The 16,711-nt window shown below is 64.5% G+C and carries 17 protein-coding genes; 6 read left to right on the forward strand and 11 right to left on the reverse strand.

All coding sequences use genetic code 11. The features are described 5' to 3' along the window. Nucleotides 1–145: 145 nt before the first annotated feature. The 6 genes from E1285_RS06245 to E1285_RS45365 form a co-directional block, all read right to left on the reverse strand. Nucleotides 146–2,128: a DUF3987 domain-containing protein gene (locus tag E1285_RS06245; protein ID WP_132148996.1), complete on the reverse strand. Its 1,983-nt coding sequence runs from the start codon at nt 2,126–2,128 to the stop codon at nt 146–148. Nucleotides 2,129–2,633: 505 nt separating this feature from the next. Continuing rightward, the gene (locus E1285_RS06255; RefSeq protein ID WP_132149000.1) at nt 2,634–4,838 is read right to left on the reverse strand and encodes an FtsK/SpoIIIE domain-containing protein; all 2,205 of its coding nucleotides are present in this window, start codon (nt 4,836–4,838) and stop codon (nt 2,634–2,636) included. Then, nucleotides 4,835–5,959: a DUF2637 domain-containing protein gene (locus tag E1285_RS06260; protein ID WP_165966479.1), complete on the reverse strand. Its 1,125-nt coding sequence runs from the start codon at nt 5,957–5,959 to the stop codon at nt 4,835–4,837. Before E1285_RS06260 ends, E1285_RS06255 begins: the two co-directional genes overlap by 4 nt. Then, nucleotides 5,959–6,108, reverse strand: coding sequence for a hypothetical protein (locus E1285_RS45360; protein ID WP_165966480.1), 150 nt, complete (start codon nt 6,106–6,108; stop codon nt 5,959–5,961). Before E1285_RS45360 ends, E1285_RS06260 begins: the two co-directional genes overlap by 1 nt. A gap of 357 nt (nt 6,109–6,465) precedes the next feature. Next, entirely contained in the window at nt 6,466–6,777 is a 312-nt protein-coding gene (locus tag E1285_RS06265) for a WhiB family transcriptional regulator (RefSeq protein WP_132149004.1), read from the reverse strand. A gap of 91 nt (nt 6,778–6,868) precedes the next feature. Beyond that, on the reverse strand, nt 6,869–7,012 hold the full coding sequence (locus E1285_RS45365) for a hypothetical protein (protein ID WP_165966481.1): 144 nt from the start codon (nt 7,010–7,012) through the stop codon (nt 6,869–6,871). Nucleotides 7,013–7,260: 248 nt separating this feature from the next. On the opposite strand from E1285_RS45365, the gene E1285_RS06270 reads away from it, so the two are divergent. Together E1285_RS06270 and E1285_RS06275 are read left to right on the forward strand one after the other, a co-directional pair. Then, nucleotides 7,261–7,875 carry a GntR family transcriptional regulator gene (locus E1285_RS06270; RefSeq protein WP_132149006.1) on the forward strand — a complete coding sequence of 205 codons (615 nt, stop codon included), beginning with the start codon at nt 7,261–7,263 and terminating at the stop codon, nt 7,873–7,875. A 5-nt stretch (nt 7,876–7,880) separates the two neighbouring features. Continuing rightward, a complete protein-coding gene (locus E1285_RS06275) occupies nt 7,881–8,402 on the forward strand; it encodes a hypothetical protein (RefSeq protein ID WP_132149008.1) in 522 nt (173 codons plus the stop codon). Between the two features lie 225 nt (nt 8,403–8,627). Here E1285_RS06275 and E1285_RS06280 read toward each other — a convergent pair whose 3' ends face one another. Both E1285_RS06280 and E1285_RS06285 read right to left on the reverse strand, forming a co-directional pair. Next, nucleotides 8,628–9,647: a hypothetical protein gene (locus E1285_RS06280; RefSeq protein ID WP_132149010.1), complete on the reverse strand. Its 1,020-nt coding sequence runs from the start codon at nt 9,645–9,647 to the stop codon at nt 8,628–8,630. Between the two features lie 38 nt (nt 9,648–9,685). Then, nucleotides 9,686–10,561 carry a GntR family transcriptional regulator gene (locus E1285_RS06285; RefSeq protein WP_132149012.1) on the reverse strand — a complete coding sequence of 292 codons (876 nt, stop codon included), beginning with the start codon at nt 10,559–10,561 and terminating at the stop codon, nt 9,686–9,688. A gap of 354 nt (nt 10,562–10,915) precedes the next feature. Between E1285_RS06285 and E1285_RS06290 the strand changes: the two genes are divergently transcribed. Both E1285_RS06290 and E1285_RS06295 read left to right on the forward strand, forming a co-directional pair. Further along, the gene (locus E1285_RS06290) at nt 10,916–11,170 is read left to right on the forward strand and encodes a winged helix-turn-helix domain-containing protein (protein ID WP_132149014.1); all 255 of its coding nucleotides are present in this window, start codon (nt 10,916–10,918) and stop codon (nt 11,168–11,170) included. Nucleotides 11,171–11,260: 90 nt separating this feature from the next. Beyond that, a complete protein-coding gene (locus E1285_RS06295) occupies nt 11,261–11,665 on the forward strand; it encodes a hypothetical protein (protein ID WP_132149016.1) in 405 nt (134 codons plus the stop codon). A gap of 309 nt (nt 11,666–11,974) precedes the next feature. On the opposite strand, the gene E1285_RS06300 is transcribed toward E1285_RS06295, so the two are convergent. Then, a complete protein-coding gene (locus E1285_RS06300) occupies nt 11,975–12,757 on the reverse strand; it encodes a hypothetical protein (RefSeq protein WP_132149018.1) in 783 nt (260 codons plus the stop codon). A gap of 1,440 nt (nt 12,758–14,197) precedes the next feature. After that, nucleotides 14,198–14,623: a DUF6210 family protein gene (locus E1285_RS06305; protein WP_132149020.1), complete on the reverse strand. Its 426-nt coding sequence runs from the start codon at nt 14,621–14,623 to the stop codon at nt 14,198–14,200. A gap of 373 nt (nt 14,624–14,996) precedes the next feature. Here E1285_RS06305 and E1285_RS45370 point away from each other — a divergent pair, with 373 nt between their 5' ends. Then, on the forward strand, nt 14,997–15,140 hold the full coding sequence (locus E1285_RS45370; protein ID WP_165966482.1) for a hypothetical protein: 144 nt from the start codon (nt 14,997–14,999) through the stop codon (nt 15,138–15,140). 13 nt (nt 15,141–15,153) lie between these two features. Here the strand turns inward: E1285_RS45370 and E1285_RS06310 are convergent, their stop codons facing one another. Then, on the reverse strand, nt 15,154–15,999 hold the full coding sequence (locus tag E1285_RS06310) for an alpha/beta fold hydrolase (protein WP_132149022.1): 846 nt from the start codon (nt 15,997–15,999) through the stop codon (nt 15,154–15,156). Nucleotides 16,000–16,067: 68 nt separating this feature from the next. Between E1285_RS06310 and E1285_RS06315 the strand changes: the two genes are divergently transcribed. Beyond that, nucleotides 16,068–16,667 carry a TetR/AcrR family transcriptional regulator gene (locus tag E1285_RS06315; RefSeq protein WP_207946437.1) on the forward strand — a complete coding sequence of 200 codons (600 nt, stop codon included), beginning with the start codon at nt 16,068–16,070 and terminating at the stop codon, nt 16,665–16,667. Nucleotides 16,668–16,711 lie beyond the last annotated feature (44 nt).

A 16,711-nucleotide genomic window follows, 5' to 3' on the forward strand; every position in this document is an offset into this window, starting at 1 on the left:
GAGCGAGGTGGCGGCCTACAGCGGTGAAGCACGTCAGCGGAATCCCGCAGAATCGGTTTTGCTGGTTTCTGCTGACGGGCTGCGTTGCTGGCGGAGGGCGCGGCAACCGCGGGCGCAGTGACGCTGCGCGAGCGGGACGCGGGAGTCATCTCGTCGTCCCTGTGGCGTCCGGGTGGGTCTCGTAGACGGGACCGGCCTTACGGCCTCGCCCGTTCTTCGGTGGTGTGGGCACGCGTCGAATCCAGCCGTGCGACTCCAAGATGCGGAGTGCCGGGTCCAGGTCTGCGACCTTCTTGAAGCGCCGGAGGGACGAGAGCACGTCACGCGCGCCGAACTGTGTTGTGCCGGTTCGCTCGATCCAGTCGAGCAGAGTGCGCGCGTCGTTGACGGCCGGGTCGGCTCCGATGGCGTCGTAAGCGGCTTGCGCGTGAACCGTGAAGTATTCGCCGATCTGGTGTGCGTTCTGGAATGTGGCGAGTGTGATGGGTCGGTCCCAGCCATCGCGGAAGTGTTTCGCGATGTGGAGTAGGGCGGCGATGCGGAGAACGGCACCTACGTACTTGCCGCCCCAGTCGGTCATGTGGGCGAGGTCGCCGATTCCGGGGCGAAAGCGCGGTTCTGTTTCTGCCAATAGCGCGATGATGGCGCGCTCAGCGTCCGGCGTGAAACGAACCGTCTCCGACTCGGGAAGCATGTGCATCGACAGAACTAGCGCTGTGACGTTGGCCCGGTAGGTGTCCTGAATCTCTTGCGGCATTGGTGCGGGGTTGGGCTCTCGGTAGCCGAGTAGGGACTTGGGAACCGAGTAGAGCAGTCTGCCGAGTAGCCCTTGTTCGAGGAACTGCGGCGTCTCGCCGAGACGCGTGAGGACGCCGGGCTGTGTGCAGATGCCGAGCGTGACCGTGGCTGCGGGGATGCGCTCCGACGAACGCCCCACGCGGTCGGTGCGCATTTCCTCGCCAGCGTGGCCAGACTTGAGGATGGCGAAGTTGGGGGCGCCGGAGTAGCGCCCTGCGGCGATAGAGAAAATTTCGCCCTCCGGCGAGAGGATCGCGAACCGTCCGCCTTGCTCGGCGAGGTGGGACGTCAGCCGTTCCACGGTGGCGTCATCGGAGAACAGGCACGGTTCGGCCGGAACGGTCGCCTCGTCGAGAGCAAGCCGGGCGGTCGTCGCGTCGTCCAGGGCGGCGGCCTGCTGCGTGGCGTCTACGGCATTCGCGGCGGCCTTCTCTGCCTTCTCGGCGTGCGCCTCCGCGACGCGTCGGGCAATGACGGCCTCGGCGATGCCCGGCTTTGCCTGCTCGATCAGGGTTGCTTCCGCCGCCCTGATCGGGGCCGTCATGTGCTTGTAGACCTCGGATTTGCGGTTGCCGGGCGGCAACACGACCAGGGTGAAGAGGTTGGTCGGTTCAGCCCAAGCGGGCCCCTGTACCCAAACCTTGCCTCCGGCCGCCACTCCCAGGACGGCGAGGGCGAGGCAACCGGCGAGATCGGCCGGGGTCTGGGTGACCTCGGCTAGGCGGGCCGCATACTCGCCAAGCCAGTCAGGGAACGCCCAGACAGGGAAGGTCGGCAGTTCGGGAGTGGCGGAAAGCGGCGCCGGGGAAGGCCAACCCTGCGCGTCCATCGCGGCGAGGGCGGACAGTTCGTCAGCGACGGCGCTGCGCATGTCGTGGTCAACGTCGCCCGTCGCGCTGTAGCCGATCTGCATGAGCCGTGTCCCCGTGGCGGTCACGCGTCGGGCGTAGGCGAGGCGGCGAACGAGCTGGGCGTAGTACGTGGCGTTCGTGGCGCTCGGTACCTGACTGATGAGCGTGTGCAGGTATGGCGCACCGCCGATCTTGGCTAGCTCGCGCGGCTCGATGGCTGCGGCCACCGCGACCGGCTCAAAGGGCGCGCCACGGTCGGCGAGGCTTGTGATGGCCGCCCAGATCTGTTGATGAGCGGGCCGGTAGAAGTCGCTTCCGTCCAGGAGCGAGCGAACCTCTGGCAGAGCGGGCGGCGAGATCATGACCGCGCCCAAGACGTGTTGCTCAGCGTCGATGTTGTGCGGACGGGGCCGAACGAAGTCGGCGAGGTCGGCCGGTGTGTCCTGGTCGCTATCGACCGGGTGACGCGCGGACGCCATGATGTAGGTGCCTCCATCGGTTGTGATCGGTTGGGGCGCGGCTCCGGTGCTCGTGCTTGGTGGCTGTGGCGCCGGGGCCGCTTTGCGTCTAGTGCTTGCTGCGGTCTCGTGTGTTCATCACGTACGTCCAGGCGCGTCGGCCTAGACGGACTTGAGCGGCGCGCCCTCCGCACTGGTCGCAGTAGCGCCACGCGCGGCCGGAGGGCGACCGGAATCGTCCGGCGCCTCCGCACTTCCGGCACGCTCGGAACGGCCAGACAAGGCAGTGAACGACGTACGCGACGGCAGCGACGATGACGAAGAGGACGAACGATCCGGTGTCCGATCCACCGTCGCTAGCGGCGAGGATCATGGGGGTCACAGAGCCTCCTAGGGGTGTTTCGGGCAAGGCTGTAGCTAGGGCGCTAGAACGCTTGTTCGCTGGTCAGGTGGCAGTTAGGCCGCTAGCGGGGCCGCTAGGTCTAGCGGGGGTGGGCGCTAGACCTAGCGGCGCCTACGGCGTTGATCAGGGCGTGCCGGTTGCCTTCCGGGCGGCCTCCTGGACGTCCTCACGGACGATGCCGCGCCGGTTCGCTCCCTTGCCGTCGTCGTCCTGGCCCCAGACTTGCCGGGTGGTGACCCCATAGGGCTTGAGAGCGTCGGTGAGTTGGCCGGGCGTCCATCCGGAGTAGAGACCAGGGCGGAGTTCGGCGAGGCGCTTGACGACGGTCTCCGACCAGATCTTGTCTTCGTCGGAGGCGATGACGGCGGCCACGTCATCGAGGAGCGAGATTCCGGCGTCCGCCGTCGTCGAGTCCTCTCCGGCCGCGTAGCCGGTCAGGGTGCCGGCGGCCTTCCGGAGGGTGCGGGCGCGCTCGCAGATGTGCTCAGCGGTCAGGTTGTCGATGTAGTAGGAGCGGCCGGTCTGGGGGTCGTCGGCGTCTCCGACCAGGTAGCCGATGCCCTTGTCTCGGAGGCCGAACGTGGTGGCGCGGAGCCCGTTGCGGTATGCGGAGGTGCCAAGAACCATGTCGTTCTCGACTTGTCCCATGACCCGCAGACAGAACCGGATCCCGACGTTGGCAGAGACGCCGGTCGGTAGAGAGTCCTTGTCGGGGCGTTGCGTGGCCAGAAGCAGGATCACGCCAAAGGCGCGGCCAAGCTTGATGATCGCGGTGCAGAGTTCGGCGGCCTCGGCGCCGTAGGTCGGGTGGGCGAAGAGGTTCTGGCACTCGTCGATGATGAAGACCAGGGGCCGGAGGCCGAGTGACTTCTTCGCGGCGAGTTGGGGCGTGACCTTGTTCTCCGGGCAGACGTCCTTGGGCAGCTTGCGGAGAGTCTGGGCGCGCCGTTCCAGTTCCTTACGGATCTCTCGGAGCGAGGCGAGGCACGCGGCTATCGTCTCGTCGTCCTGTCCGGATCCGTAGTGGTGAGCCACCTTTTCTAGGGCGGACAGGTCACCGGAGCCTTTGAGTTCGAAGGTGCGGAGTTCGGCGAGGGCATCCAGTGCGGCCGCCAGGGCGAGGATGCGGAGAGCGAACGTCTTGCCCATGCCCGGCATGGCAGCGATCAGCGCGTTCGCGTACATGAGCGTGAGGGTGATCGTCCGGCCGCGCTGGTCGGTGCCGAACGGGATCGCCTTGAAAAGGTCAGCTGTACCGGACTTGGCCAGCGGCCACGCCGGAGGCTTGACCTGGTTCATGTCCTGGTCGCCGACCCACAGGACGAGCCGTCCGGCGTGCTGGTCGTGGGCAGGCTCCGGCCAGACACAACCGAGAGGGCGCCGGAGGCCGGACGCGAGGCGCTCACGCCGGTCCATGATGTCGGTGACGGTGACCCCGTACGGGAGGTCAACGTCAGCGCGCCATCCGGGACCGTCACGGGTGATCGGCGCGGGGAACGTGATTCCGGCGCCACCCTTGCCTAGCGCCTTGTTGATCTCAGCGATGCCCAGGGCGCCCAGAGCACGGACGACGATCCCACTCGTCAGCTTCGGCGCGCTGGTCGAGACGACGGCCGGACCCATGAGCGGCTTGTCCGCAGGGGAGCCGATCCAGCCGAGTACCGCGACCAGGGCGGCGAGGGCTGTGGCTTGTGTGACCCCTCCCGCGGCCGCCACAGCGGAGGCGGCGAAACCGGCGCCGACCAGACCGCCGGAGGCGACCAGGCGACGCCACCGGACGCGGTTGTCACGCTCGCGCAGTAGCCGGAGGTAAGTGTCTGCGTCGTTGCCGTCCACCGCGCCCAGGCGGAGCGGCAGGGCCTCCGCGTCGCACGTCCAGCGCCACGTTCCGGCGATCAGTCGCCAGACACCACGGGGCGAGCGAAAGGCGAGAGTCGTGGCGTACAGCGGGATCCGGGCGGCGTGGTATCCGGCGATGTGGGCGCCGTAGTCGACCGCCCACCGGACGGTGGTCTTCGCCTCCTCGCGGTCACGGAGCCATGGGACGATGATCGGACGACGCCGGGCGCCTCGCCCCGCGAGGAAGCGTGTCCGGAACTCTTGGCGGCGGGGCGTGGCCTGGTCGACCAGGACTGTCCCCTCTAGGGCGTCGTCCCCGTCCTCCGGGCCGTCCGCAGAGGACGGGGCGGCCGGGTGGCCTCCGATGTCGCCCCCGTTGTCCTCGCCACTTCCGGCGCTGTCCGTGAGCGTCTCGTCAGCGTCGGTCGACTGGTCGGCGTACGGAACGGGAAGGCGGAGCACCTCGGCCATGGGCTTGCTGAAGTTCATCGGTCTCCCTCGATCAGGTCGTGTTCGGCCGGAGCGTCAGCGGCGTTTGGACGGGTCGGTTCGGTAAGGGCCTCCGTCTTGAGTCGGGCGAGGAGAGCGCTGGCACGCGCGTTGCTCACGGCCTGGTCGCTGTCACGCAGGGCGGCGGCGAGGTTGTCCCGGTTGAGGGCGACGCTGCGCGATTCGAGGTCTGCGGCGATGCGCCATCCGAGCTGCATGAGGTCGTCCACGTCGGGGACGGCCCGCTTGCTCGGTGCGGACCGTCCACGCGGTCTCGCCGGGACCGTCCGGCGTGCCGTCCGCGCGTTCGTCCGCTTGTCGGTCCGGGACGACGGGCCGGACGGCGGCTCGATCGCCGGACGGTTGTCCGTCTCGATCGGCGCGGCGGCCGGACGACCGTCCGTGCGGTCCGCGTCCTTGTTGGACGTGAGTTCGCCGAGCCGGTAGAGGGCACGGACCCTGCGCGGAGCGTGCCAGCGCCATGCCACCGTGCCGTAGGCGTCCTGTAGGTCGGTGAGCGTTAGGAGCCTCGCGCGTTCGCGGGTGAGCGCGTCCGAGTAGGAACGGACCTCCCAGAGCACCATGCGGCGCCACAGGGCGGCCGTCCGGAGCGGGGACAGAAGCCACCGCGAGAACCGGATCCGGTCCATGCGGGTGCCAGCTTCGATCCCCGCCCGCACCCGAACGACATGAGAGGCGACCTCTACAGCGACGACCCACAGGCATGGCAGGACGGCGTGAGCGACCTTGCCGAATGCGGACGACTCCCCGGCAACGTTCATGTAGACCGTCGCCGCTGTGAGCGTCCAGGGGATGAGCCGGAGCCACCGCATACGCATGTTGAGGCGCGCGAGGACGATGTCTAGGGCGGCGAAGATCGCAATCCCTAGGTCGACCCCTAGCGGGACCGTCCACGCGAGGCGCCCGAACGACGGGCGCGCCGCTTCGGCGACTGCCGCGAAGCTGTTGACGAATCCCAGCAAACCGAGAACGGCGACCAGGGCGGCGACGACGGCAACGGCGGTGAACTCGTTGCTGGACAGCTTGCGTGCCTGCCGAACGTCAGAGCCGGTCTGCCCGAACGACGGTGGCGGCGGCGAGAGGCTCTCGATAGTGCTCATCACACGTCCTCCCGGTCGGGGAGAGGGACGACATGGGCGCCGATGAGTTGCGCTCGCGCGGCCGTCGCGTGCCCGTCGCAGACATGGCGGGTGTCGCCGGCCTGGTCGGTTAGCAGCCACCGGGCCGCCTCGCGGCATGGCAACGCCAAGCGGGGGTAGTTCCACGCGCGTCGACACGTCCGGCACCACGTGCATCCCCCGCTGGACACGAGAGAAGCGCCGTGTTCGGGGCACACGCCCCAAGGGAACTCGCATGGGTTGGTGGCGAACTGCGGGATGCCATCGACGTAGTTCGCGGCTACCCGCAAGTCCTCTGCGGCCTGGAGTATCTCCCCGGCAGCGTGGGGCAAGCGGAAAGCTTGCATGCGAACGGAGTTCGGGTCCCCGTCCTGGTCACTCGTGTTGCGAAAGGACTCGTAGGCGCTCAGAACGGCGCTCGCGAGGTCTTCTGCCGACGCGGCGAAGCTACGTAGCTGGTCTACGGCCGGGATGGGAACTGTCACGGCTCAGGCCACCTCGCTCAGGGCGTGATCAGCCGTGTTGCCGTCGTCGATGATCGCGGTCAGCGACTCGGCGTCGAAGGTGCCCCAGATACCGGGCTCCGGCGAACCGGCGACCGCGCGGCGGAGGCACTGCCCCAGGAGCGGGCAGGCGAGGCACACCTCAGTGGCGATCAGGTGCCGGGCAGCCTCTTCCTCCGGGCTCTCGTCGACGGCCTCGGGACCGGTGTGAAGCTCCGGGTCGTAGAGGCACTCCGCTTCGGTGAAGCCGAGAGCCTCACGGGACGTGAGAGAGAGCTTGGACGGGTGAACGGTCATGACATCCTCGCTGGTCGATTCGTGATCGGTTGAGCCGCTGATCCGGGTTCGTGCTTGGTGGCTGTGAACCGGAACGGCGCTGGAAAGACGGTCAGCCAAGGGCGTTCGCGAACCTCTCGATGGCGTCGAACGCCTGGTTGATGAACTGGGCGGCCTTCTCGGGGTTGTTGAAGGCGAAGATCAGGGCGACCACGCCGAAGACCGTGGGGCCGTACTTCTTGGGCTGCGGGAACATCTCGGGCCTCCCTGTGAACTCCTTGGCCTGTCTGCCAAGCGGCTTGTGAAGAACGTAGGAAGATGGCTAGGCGACCGTCAAGCCCCCTCTTGCGCTCAATGGACAAGTGAAGGGCACGGTTCGTCTAAAACTTGCAGGTCAGAGTGGTGATCAGAAAATTCGAAGATCTTTTAGCATGGCTAGCCAGGTATGTTGCGGCCTAGCCAGCCCGCCCAGGATCTTGACTAGCCATGTAGTAGCCTCCCCGCATGGCTTCGGGTGCTGGTGATTACCTGAGTGACCTGGACTCGGAGGATCCACGGTCCCCGTCCAAGCAGATCGCCGATCAGTTGCGGGCGGCGATCACGTCCGGGCGGCTGCGGCCGTTGGCCAAGCTGCCTTCCCAGAAACAGCTCTCAGAGCGGTACGGGGTGGCGCGCGAGACCGTCAAGGCTGCGTTGCGGCAGTTGGCGGCGGAAGGACTCATCGAGAGTCGCCAGGGGAGTGGTTCCTTCGTCAGCGCCCGTGGCAGCACGGCCGTGCCCGGAGGGTCGGCCGTGCCCGATCGGTCTGCGTCGCGAGCGTTCGGTGCGGCGCTGGAAAGCCTGGAGGAGGCCCAAGAGAGGGCAGCCTCAGTAATCCGGGCGATGCCAGAGCCTCAGCAGGCTTTCGAGTACTCCACAGAGTTGGCCGACAAGTTGCGTCTGTTGGCGGAGGACGCAGCCGATCTACGCGCACAGACGGCGGTCCGGATTGCAGAACACGAAAAGCTGACGCTCACGGTTCTCGCCAAACGGATCAGCACATCACGGGCAAGAGCGGGACAACTCGTCCAGCGGGGCAAGAAGCAACGACATGCACCGAAGAATCCAGAGGAAGGATAAGACTGTTGGAGAACATGCCGGTACGTGTCGAGATCTGGCCCGTGGCTGCCGACAGAGTCGGAATGTGGCTACTCAGCGGGGAAGACGCATGGCGTTCCGGTAATGTCAGGTCCGACAGTGAGCCGCACACCGAAGTTGAGTTCATCCTTGGTGACCACGACGCAGTCGATAAGGCGGCCTTGCTTCACTCCACTTCCTGGCGGGTCGACGGTCCCGCCCTTCTAGTGACCTATATGGCAGTGATCGGCGTCACCGGCCTTATCCGGGATAGATGGCCGAATGCGTTGCCGGTCAGTCTCGACCTGGCGACGGCCGTAGGAAAGCCTCCTACGCATTCGCCTCTGGATCCGCCGGCACCTCGGCATATCGACGTCCTTATTCATGGCCTCCGTCACCTGAGGTTCCTTCTGGAAACCGATGCCACGAACGCGGCCGCACTCGATGAGAACTGGCGTCGGCACCTCTCCGGGCTTGCACCGGCCCTGGCTGGTATGTACGACCAGCATCATCAACCAGACGGGTCCTGATCGCTACCTGCGTGCGGATCAGTGCCATCTGTTCGCACCGGATCTGCGTTCGTGCCATAAAGCGTCATGATGTCTGGCCCCCAGTGACACGCAACGTTGCCGTCCTCATGCACCCAAAACTCTAAGTGCAAGTGTCTCGACAATCGGAGGGGCCGTCGGCAGTTTCGACAGATGACCACGTGTGGACCTCACCCGAGCGCGGCTGTGGACGCGCGACGAACAGGCTTATGAAGCCTGGTCGATGAGTTTCCGCAGTTCGGTTGTCTCTCGTTGTGGGAAAGACGCCGGGAGGGCGTCAAGCACCCGGAGTGCCCGGTGCCGATAGATCGGATCCGGCGCGGCACCTTCCTGGGCGAACGAGTGCATCACGTCACACGCAATTTCGACCCCCTTACGCGGTTGTTTTGAGCCTTCGGCCCATGCCTGATTCAATCGAAGGAGTTTCCGGAAACCCTTTCGCCCTCGCGCTGAGTATCCGGTCGCCCGGAAACCGACGCTGAATAGCTCTGCTGCGTCCTCGTGTCGACGGAACGCATGCGCGATTGCCAGCGAGTTGTACATTTGTGACGGCACGAGTTCGAAGGCGTTCGGCCTGCGCGTCTCAGGCAACCGCTGTTGCCAGTCCAGCACCCGCCTTTCATGCTCTTCGGATAGGGCAATGTGGTTCGATGATCTGGCGTAATGGACCATCGCTTGTGAGTGGAGACCGGCGAGAATAGGCCAGAAGTGCGCACCACTTCCGGTCTCGGCGAGGTGGATACCGCGCGTGGCTGCCTGCACACCACGCTCCGGCGTTCCATACCAGATCTCGCCGATTGATTCGCGGTCGTAGGCGCTGGCCACCGCTGCACGGTCACCGCATTGGTAACCGAACTCCCGTGCCACATTCGCCGATTGGCGGGCCTGCATGATGTTGCCGAGTTTCGTGTGAAGTGCCGTGAGAAGTACCCCCTGCCAGGCCATTACGTGGTAGCCCTCCCGTTGGCGTGAGGGGTCATTGGCTCGAATGGTCAGGGAGCGGGTGACGAGGAAGTCGGCATGAACCTCGCCAAGTAGTGGCGTCGTCGGCTCACCATGTGCGGCGGCGGGCGCCCATTGGTAGAAGATGCGCTTCCGATAGTCGGAGATGTCGAGTTCGTTCCGCACCTTTTCGACGTGTGGTGAGTGGTTCAAATTTCTTCCTTTGCTGATGACGGGCATTAGCCCAACTAGTGCGACCCCGGAAAGAACCTGTCGACGTTCCATGTCACCTCTTGTAGGCGCTGATCCGTGTTCACGCATCGCTAGTCCTTACGTGGTATCTCCGACTCCTGCCTTATCCTCTTTCCTCTCTGCATGAGTTGTCCGGCGCGGGCTCTGGAAGTGCTGATCTTCATGGCCAGAACGGTGAGTGAGAGTTTTTCGTGTTCGGCGATTCTCACCGCGGCTTGCGCGCGCAAATCAGCCGCTCCCTCCGCCAAGTCGCGCAACTTGTTGGCGAGTTGTGACGAATAGTCGAAGGCCCGGCTCGGCTCCGGCGTCGTTTGGATCACGTGTGCTACTTTTCCGTGGACTTCTTCAAAGCTTTTCATCGCCGTATTGAAAGCTTCGGCGTCCGAGTGTTCGGAGGAAGCCGCCCCAGACCCTTTAGCGTCAGAGGTGCCCGCGTGAACGTATGAGCCGCTCCCTTGGCGGCTCACGATGAGACCTTCTGCAGCAAGGTGCCGCAAAGCCGTCTTGACGGTCTCCCGAGCAACCCCGTACAGCGCGGAGAGTTGATTCTGAGAAGGTAGCTTCGTGTTTGGTTGAAGGCGTCCAGCGAGAATCGCCGATCTCAACTGGTCTGCGATTTGCTTGGACGGGGCGCGTGAATCTTCGGGATCCAGGCTGCCGCTAAGCGTTCCCTCGGAACCGACCACACTTATGGGCCTCTTGGCACGCCACAAGACATAAGTTCCAGAGCCTCGCCGGGTCTCGACGAGTTCCCATTCTCGGAGTCGTCGGATGCTGTTCCGAACGCTCGTCCTTGAAATGCCGTACTGCACCGCCAACGCGAGTTCGCTCGGAAGCGCTGAACCGCTGGCGAACTCTCCGCTCAGGATCCGGTCGCGTAGATCTTCCGCCGCCTTCACGTACGCCGGGCGCCGGCCGTGCGCTTCCTGCGCACCGGGGCCGGTCATGACCGGCCATCCTGGCTAGCCCGACGAGCGAGGATCTTGGGATGCGGCGTGATCCTCGGCCTTGCTGCCTCCGCGAGGGTGAGGCGCTCAGCCAGGCGCGTCTGTGCGTCGCACAGGACCCACAGTTCCACGTCGGTCCGTGCCTCTACCTCGGAGACTGCGCCCCACTGGCGCTGATAGTCGGTGAGGACGTCAGCCCTCGTCGCGACGTACGTCTGATCTTCGAGGGCTACTGACCAACCGGCGATCCTTGGTACGCGCTTCACCTGCATGAGGGTCACTATAGGTCGACGTAGACAACTATAGAAAGCCCTGTCTGTTTACGCAGGTCAGGGCCTGTCTAGGTTGATCTATGTGGCTGATGACCGTGAGTACCCGATCGAGTGGGATCCCACTGAATACCGCTATATCCAGATTGCGGATCACATCGAGCAGCAGATCAGGGATGGGGTCCTTGCTGAGGGCGCCGCACTGCTGTCGATCCCGGCTCTCGGCGAGGAGTACGGCGTAGCCCGAATGACGATCAAGCGCGCCGTAGAGGTCCTGGTTGAACGCGGGCTGGTTGTAGTCCTACGCGGTCGCGGAACCTTCGTCCGCCGCCAGTCATGATTGGGCGCTAGGTGCGTGCACGCCAAGGTCCCGTAAAGGTTCCGCCAAGGCTAGTCGACGCTGCGGAGGATTTGGGTTCTACTTCGTCCCATGGCCACCGATACCCCAGAGTCGGCGAAAATAGAGCAAGCATCAGGCGAAGACACCGGAGGGAAGCGAGACGTCGTCAGCGAGGAAGAGCTTAATGACCTTCACTGGCTGGCAGCGACGCGTACCACCGTGCGCTTGATCCACAGTGTCGACCGCTGTCCGGAGTGTCCTTCGTCCTTCCAAGAGGTCTGGAAAGAGGCTGGTTCGAGCCAGCCCCTTGTAGCTCTGACGATGGCCACTATGGCGGCCAACATGCTGGCCGAAATCGCGGGCTTGCACGCCACCTCAGACAAGGCGAACGAAGCAAGGACGAACACCCTGCTCACTCATACGGGTGCGATGCTCATCGACGGTCATCCATGCACTGGGGGACACACGGACTGCATAACCCCAGAAGACCGTTAGATCGGTAGCGGGACTGGGCTGAGTGCGGGTTGAAGCTGGACGAGTCGTTGTGTCCGGTTGTCGCTGATCGTTTGCGGGCTTCTACGGGTGGTTGTGCCGGGACACAGGAGTTTCGTGACCGTGGCCTGATAGTCACCGTGCACGGCAAGGGCACGTTCGTAGCCAAGCCACCCCAGGGCGACGCCGGCGGGGAGCCTCAAGCAGTCATTTCGCCGGAAGACAGCTAGGCAACAATCAAGCGTGCCGTAGAAGTCCCGGTCGAACGTGAGCTGGTCGTAGTCCTACGCGGCCGAGGATTATTCGAGATCTTCAGAAGCGTCCGCGACGAATATTCTCCACCCGGCGCAATGCGCTCACCCAACTGCTAACGTCTTCCTCGGTGCATCCAAGAGCGCGTACAAAGGCCACCATTGTTCGCTGCCTCGGAAGTTTATTATGATTGCTGAGCATTACACTAAAAGTCGAGTGTGCGACTTTTTGGTCAATTCTGCGGGCCAGTTCCCGTAGAGGCACATCTCCCGCATAATGGTGCAGCTCTCTCAACAACTCCACCAGTTGTTCGACTGTGGCAACATCGATTGGATCAGGCTTGAGGTCTTGTCCGGGAGCATCCGGGATGAGTCTCGTTGAGACATTAGCGTCGGGAGCGGCCTTATTGGTCGGTTGCAGTACTAGATTTGGTCGGAGGCGGGGCTCTTTAGTGCGTTCCCGCTGCTGACGCTCCCTGATGATCGCCTTACGTGCAGTGACGTTCTCTACCTCTTCCATTACCTGCTCGTAAAGCGTGACGAGATCCTCTCTTTCGCAGGCAATGAGAATCTTGCGAGCTCTTTCAACGGCATGCTGAAGCGTTGTCTCTCGAAGACGATCGCGGTAGACACCGAAGTAATCCAGAGTCAAGAGACGCCAGACATCGTCATGGCGCACGTCTGCTTTGAATCCGACATCTTTTACTGCGGTATATAGTGAGATCTTCGGATTTGGGTCGCATATTGCATTCATCAGCAAAGCGATGCCTTGAAGTACCGTATGCTCCCAAATCGTATACACCTCCTTTGTCATTTCCTTAAAGGTTTCGTCGTCGACTTTCACGACAATTAGCCTCAGAGAATAGAGGGGAGTGCCCCATAACGTACTGCGTATATCAGTGTTCTCTGTAACTGATACTGCGGAGGGGAAGGGTTCCATTGCGGCCTACCTCGGATCCTCTGTTCGGTCTCTGAATCGATTGGCGACAGTGGTGGCGCTCAGACTGACTGCCAAGGCTAGGCCAACGGCATGCTGGGCGGAGTAACCCTGGCCGAGCAGTGAGAAGAATACAACAATGTGCATCACGACCAGAGCTAGTCTGTATAGCTCGGCGTGCGGCTCTGAGGGTGCATTTCCTGGTGAAGGGGAACCCGAGGGGGTTTGCGGTGCGGGAAACATGGTTGCCTTTCTTTCTGGATGAAACAGCCATAGAAAGCAATTTCCCGGGTTCGCTGCTCCAGTCGGCTTTGCAGCAGGGTTCGATACGCCGGGTGGGGCCCTTGGAAGGGCTTGGATTGATTATGCCTCGCGACGTTGGGGACCTCCTGTTGCGGCTGGCGGTTCCGTATTCAAAGTAAAGACAGTGTTGACGAATATGGCGTGTCTCCGTTCATTGATGGTGTGGTGCAGGCCCTAAGTGTTTATCAGTGGTTTGAGATGGTCGCAATTGGTTTCCGTGAATCTACATGGATCAGCCGGTGCGGACGGCGTCAAGAGGTGTGAAACGGGAGGTCAGTGGTGAGTCTTGTTCGAGATTGCCCAGGTCAGGCGATCGTCCTGCCTGATCGGTGCGGGTGTGTGGCGGAGACCGATCGATGCCGCGCGACATTCAGCGCTGTTGCGCGGGGGTTCTGCGGGCTCGGTCCCCTCGCCCGACCACTCGACCGTTCGCGTGACGCACCCTTTGGGCCGAATACGGGCCGAAGTTTGGGCCTGGAGCAGCGAACGTGCAGGTCAGGACGGTTTGGCGGTGGGACTGTAAATCCGTCGGCTTAGCCTACGCAGGTTCGAACCCTGCACCCGCCACACACGCTGGAACAGCCTCTGACCAGTGCAAACGGTCAGAGGCTGTTCGCTTTCCAAGATCCCCCGGGTGTCACCGGCCGCGGAATGTACGCGGAATGAGTCCGAGTGCGTCCCCGCGGGTCGCGCCGGGAACGGCGAAGGGGCCCGGCGCAACCGGAGCCCCTGGAGCGGCCCAGGGGGGCAGCCCTCCGATCATCAGCGGACTAATGAGCAGCCATACAGAGGCCTGACCGCGTTAGGTAGTGAAGTGTCGCACGCGCGTTCGCGGGAGGCTCCTTCCCTCGGACGCAGCCCACCGGCCGACCTGGCCTGGGGACTGCGGCAACTGCATTAGCGGGGGCGGGCGCGCCGAGCTGCCGGGTGCCGGCAAGGCTTGTAGTCCCGGGTGTACCAGTGCTCAGGACGTACCCGGACCGACGTCATGCGACGTCCTTCGTCGACTTCAGATACAGGGCCGCTCAGAGGGGGGCCAGGGGGTCAGTCTGAGTTGTGCCACACGAGCATGCCGGGGCCGTCCGGGGTGATCACCGGGATCCAGGCCTCGTCGGCTTCGTGGATCCGGCTCTCGTCCAAGGTGAGGTCATGTGGTTCCTCGGTCGTCCCGTCGCACACCCAGTAGCGGATGGATTCGATGGTTCTGCGGAGCCTGTCTCGCTCGTCATCCGGCCACGTGTGGTTCCAGGTGCCGGCGCCACGGAAGTACTTCTCGAACAGTTCGCGCAGCGCGTCCAGCTCGTCGGGGGCGGACAGCGGGACGACGAAGCCCTCCGTCTGGCCCAGGCGGCAGGCGGTTCCGCCGTACTGCTGCTGGTAGATGACCCGCGTCTTGGCTTCGACCACGACGTAGAGCCAGCGGGCGCCGCCGGTGCCGTCGGGATCAAGGAGGACGAAGGTGGGGGCCATAGCGGCAGTCTCCGGCAGGTTGACCACGCCCTCAACCGGGTCACGGGGGCCCTGGCCGCTGGAGTTGCTTCATGGCCAGGGGGAGAAGGCGGCCATGACGCCCATCAGGATGATCCAGAGCGTGAGGCCGAGCGAGCCCAGGACGAGGCCTGCCATGGCTGGTTCCCGGCCGCGCTCGCCGGTGCGTTGGCATTAGCCTTTCGGGATGAGAGCTTCGCGAGTCCAGTCATTCGTTGCCGGGGTACTGGTCGCCAACGTTGCCCCGCATCTCGCTACTGCGGTTACTGGGCGACGGCATCTGACGCCGTTGGCAGGACGGGACTCCGGGCCGGCCGTCAACGCCGTGTGGGCGGGGGTGAACCTCGTGGGGGGCGTGGTGCTGCTGCGCCGGGCGCGGCAGGGCAGGGACTCGCGGTGGGACGCCGATCTCGTCGCGTTCGAAACAGGTGCGCTTGTGCTCGCCGCCTGGATGGCGGGCACGGAACGTTTCTTTCCTATCAATAGCGAGCAGGGTTGACCGTCGACCGCGCCTAGTGCATCGGGAGTGAGGCATCGGCGATTTGGTCGGCCAGAGTGTGTGGTGCGTCGATCTGGACGAGGGTCTTGGCGCCCGGCACTTCTACGAATTCGGCGTCGTTGAAGGCTTGCTGGAGGCGCCGTCCGAGGGCGGGCTTGAATGAACGGTCTGCCATGCCCCACAGGATGCGGACCTGTCCTCGGTAGTTCTTCAAGCGGGTCGACACGTCGAGGAGTTCGCGCGGGTCGGCGGCACGGAGGAAGCGGACGGCGTCCCTGCGGATCTCGGGCTGCGTGAGGGCAGGCTCGATCCATGAGCGGGTCATGTCGGCGTCGAGGCTGCCCGCGAGCAATCCGAATCCCAGTGGTGAGTGGCGGAAGATCCGGTTGCGCATCGGAAGGAGGTTGGCCTTCATCCGCCGGCTCCCCTTGAGCAGCCTGAAGATGATGCTGAATGGGAACGGTGGGAACGTGTCGAACGCGTCGCAGTTCGTTAGCACCACGCGTCCGACCCGGCTCGGGTCGGTGTCGAGGAGGAACTGGACGAGCGCCCCTCCCGTGTCGCTGCCGACGAGTGTGACGTCGTGCAGGTCCAGCGCTTCGAGGAATGCCAGTATCTGGCGGGCGACTCCGCGTGGCGACTGATCGGCATCGGCGTGCATCGGCGCTTGGTGGGCGCCGAGCGGCCAGTCCGGTGCGTACGACCGGACGCCCTTTTCGGCGAGGAGGTCGGCGACGTCGGACCACACCGCGCCGTTGAGGAGGAACGCGTGGACGAACACGACGGGCGGTGCGGCGGGTGTACCGGGCCCTGTGACGCGGTAGTGGACGGTACCGCTGGGAAGGTCGATCGCTGGCATGGGATGACTCCTTCACCCGGTGAAGTAACATACAGTGTGCATGTTACTTACGGGCAGAGTGTATGAAAGTGTCGCGGCGGACGCAAGCGGATCGGACTGCGGCGACCCGTGCCGCCCTGATCGCGGCGGGCAGGACGCTCTTCGCCGAACAGGGGTACGCGGCCGTCGCCACCGAGACCCTGGTCCGTGAGGCCGGGGTCAGCCGGGGAGCGCTCTACCACCAGTTCGGCGACAAGACCGAGCTGTTCGCCGAGGTGCTGGCCGATGTCGAGGCCTCCGTCACCCAGCGCCTGGTGGCGGTGATGCCGTCGGACGGCGACGACGATCTCGTCGCGGTCATGCTGCGCGCCATGGATGCGTGGTTCGAAGCCTGCGAGAGCCCCGAGGTGCAGCAGATCGTGCTGATAGACGGCCCGTCGGTGCTCGGCTGGGCGCGCTGGCGGGCCATCTGCCAGCCGCACGTCCTCGGGCTGATCGAGTTCGTGCTCGCGAAGGCCGCGACCGACGGCGTACTGCTCCCGCTGCAGGTCAAGCCGTTGGCCCATATCCTGCTCGCGATCGCTGATGAGGCCGCGCTGTACCTGAACGCCGCTCCCGACCGGTCCGCCGCGCGGCGGGAGATCGCGCAGATCGTCGAGACCATGGTCCGGGCCCTTGTGGTGCCGTGACCGCCGACGCCCCGGGGATTCTGCTGGGAATGGTCAGCCTGGTC

Origin of the sequence: Actinomadura sp. 7K507 (genome assembly GCF_004348425.1) — a bacterium.
Taxonomy (GTDB): Bacteria; Actinomycetota; Actinomycetes; order Streptosporangiales; family Streptosporangiaceae; genus Spirillospora.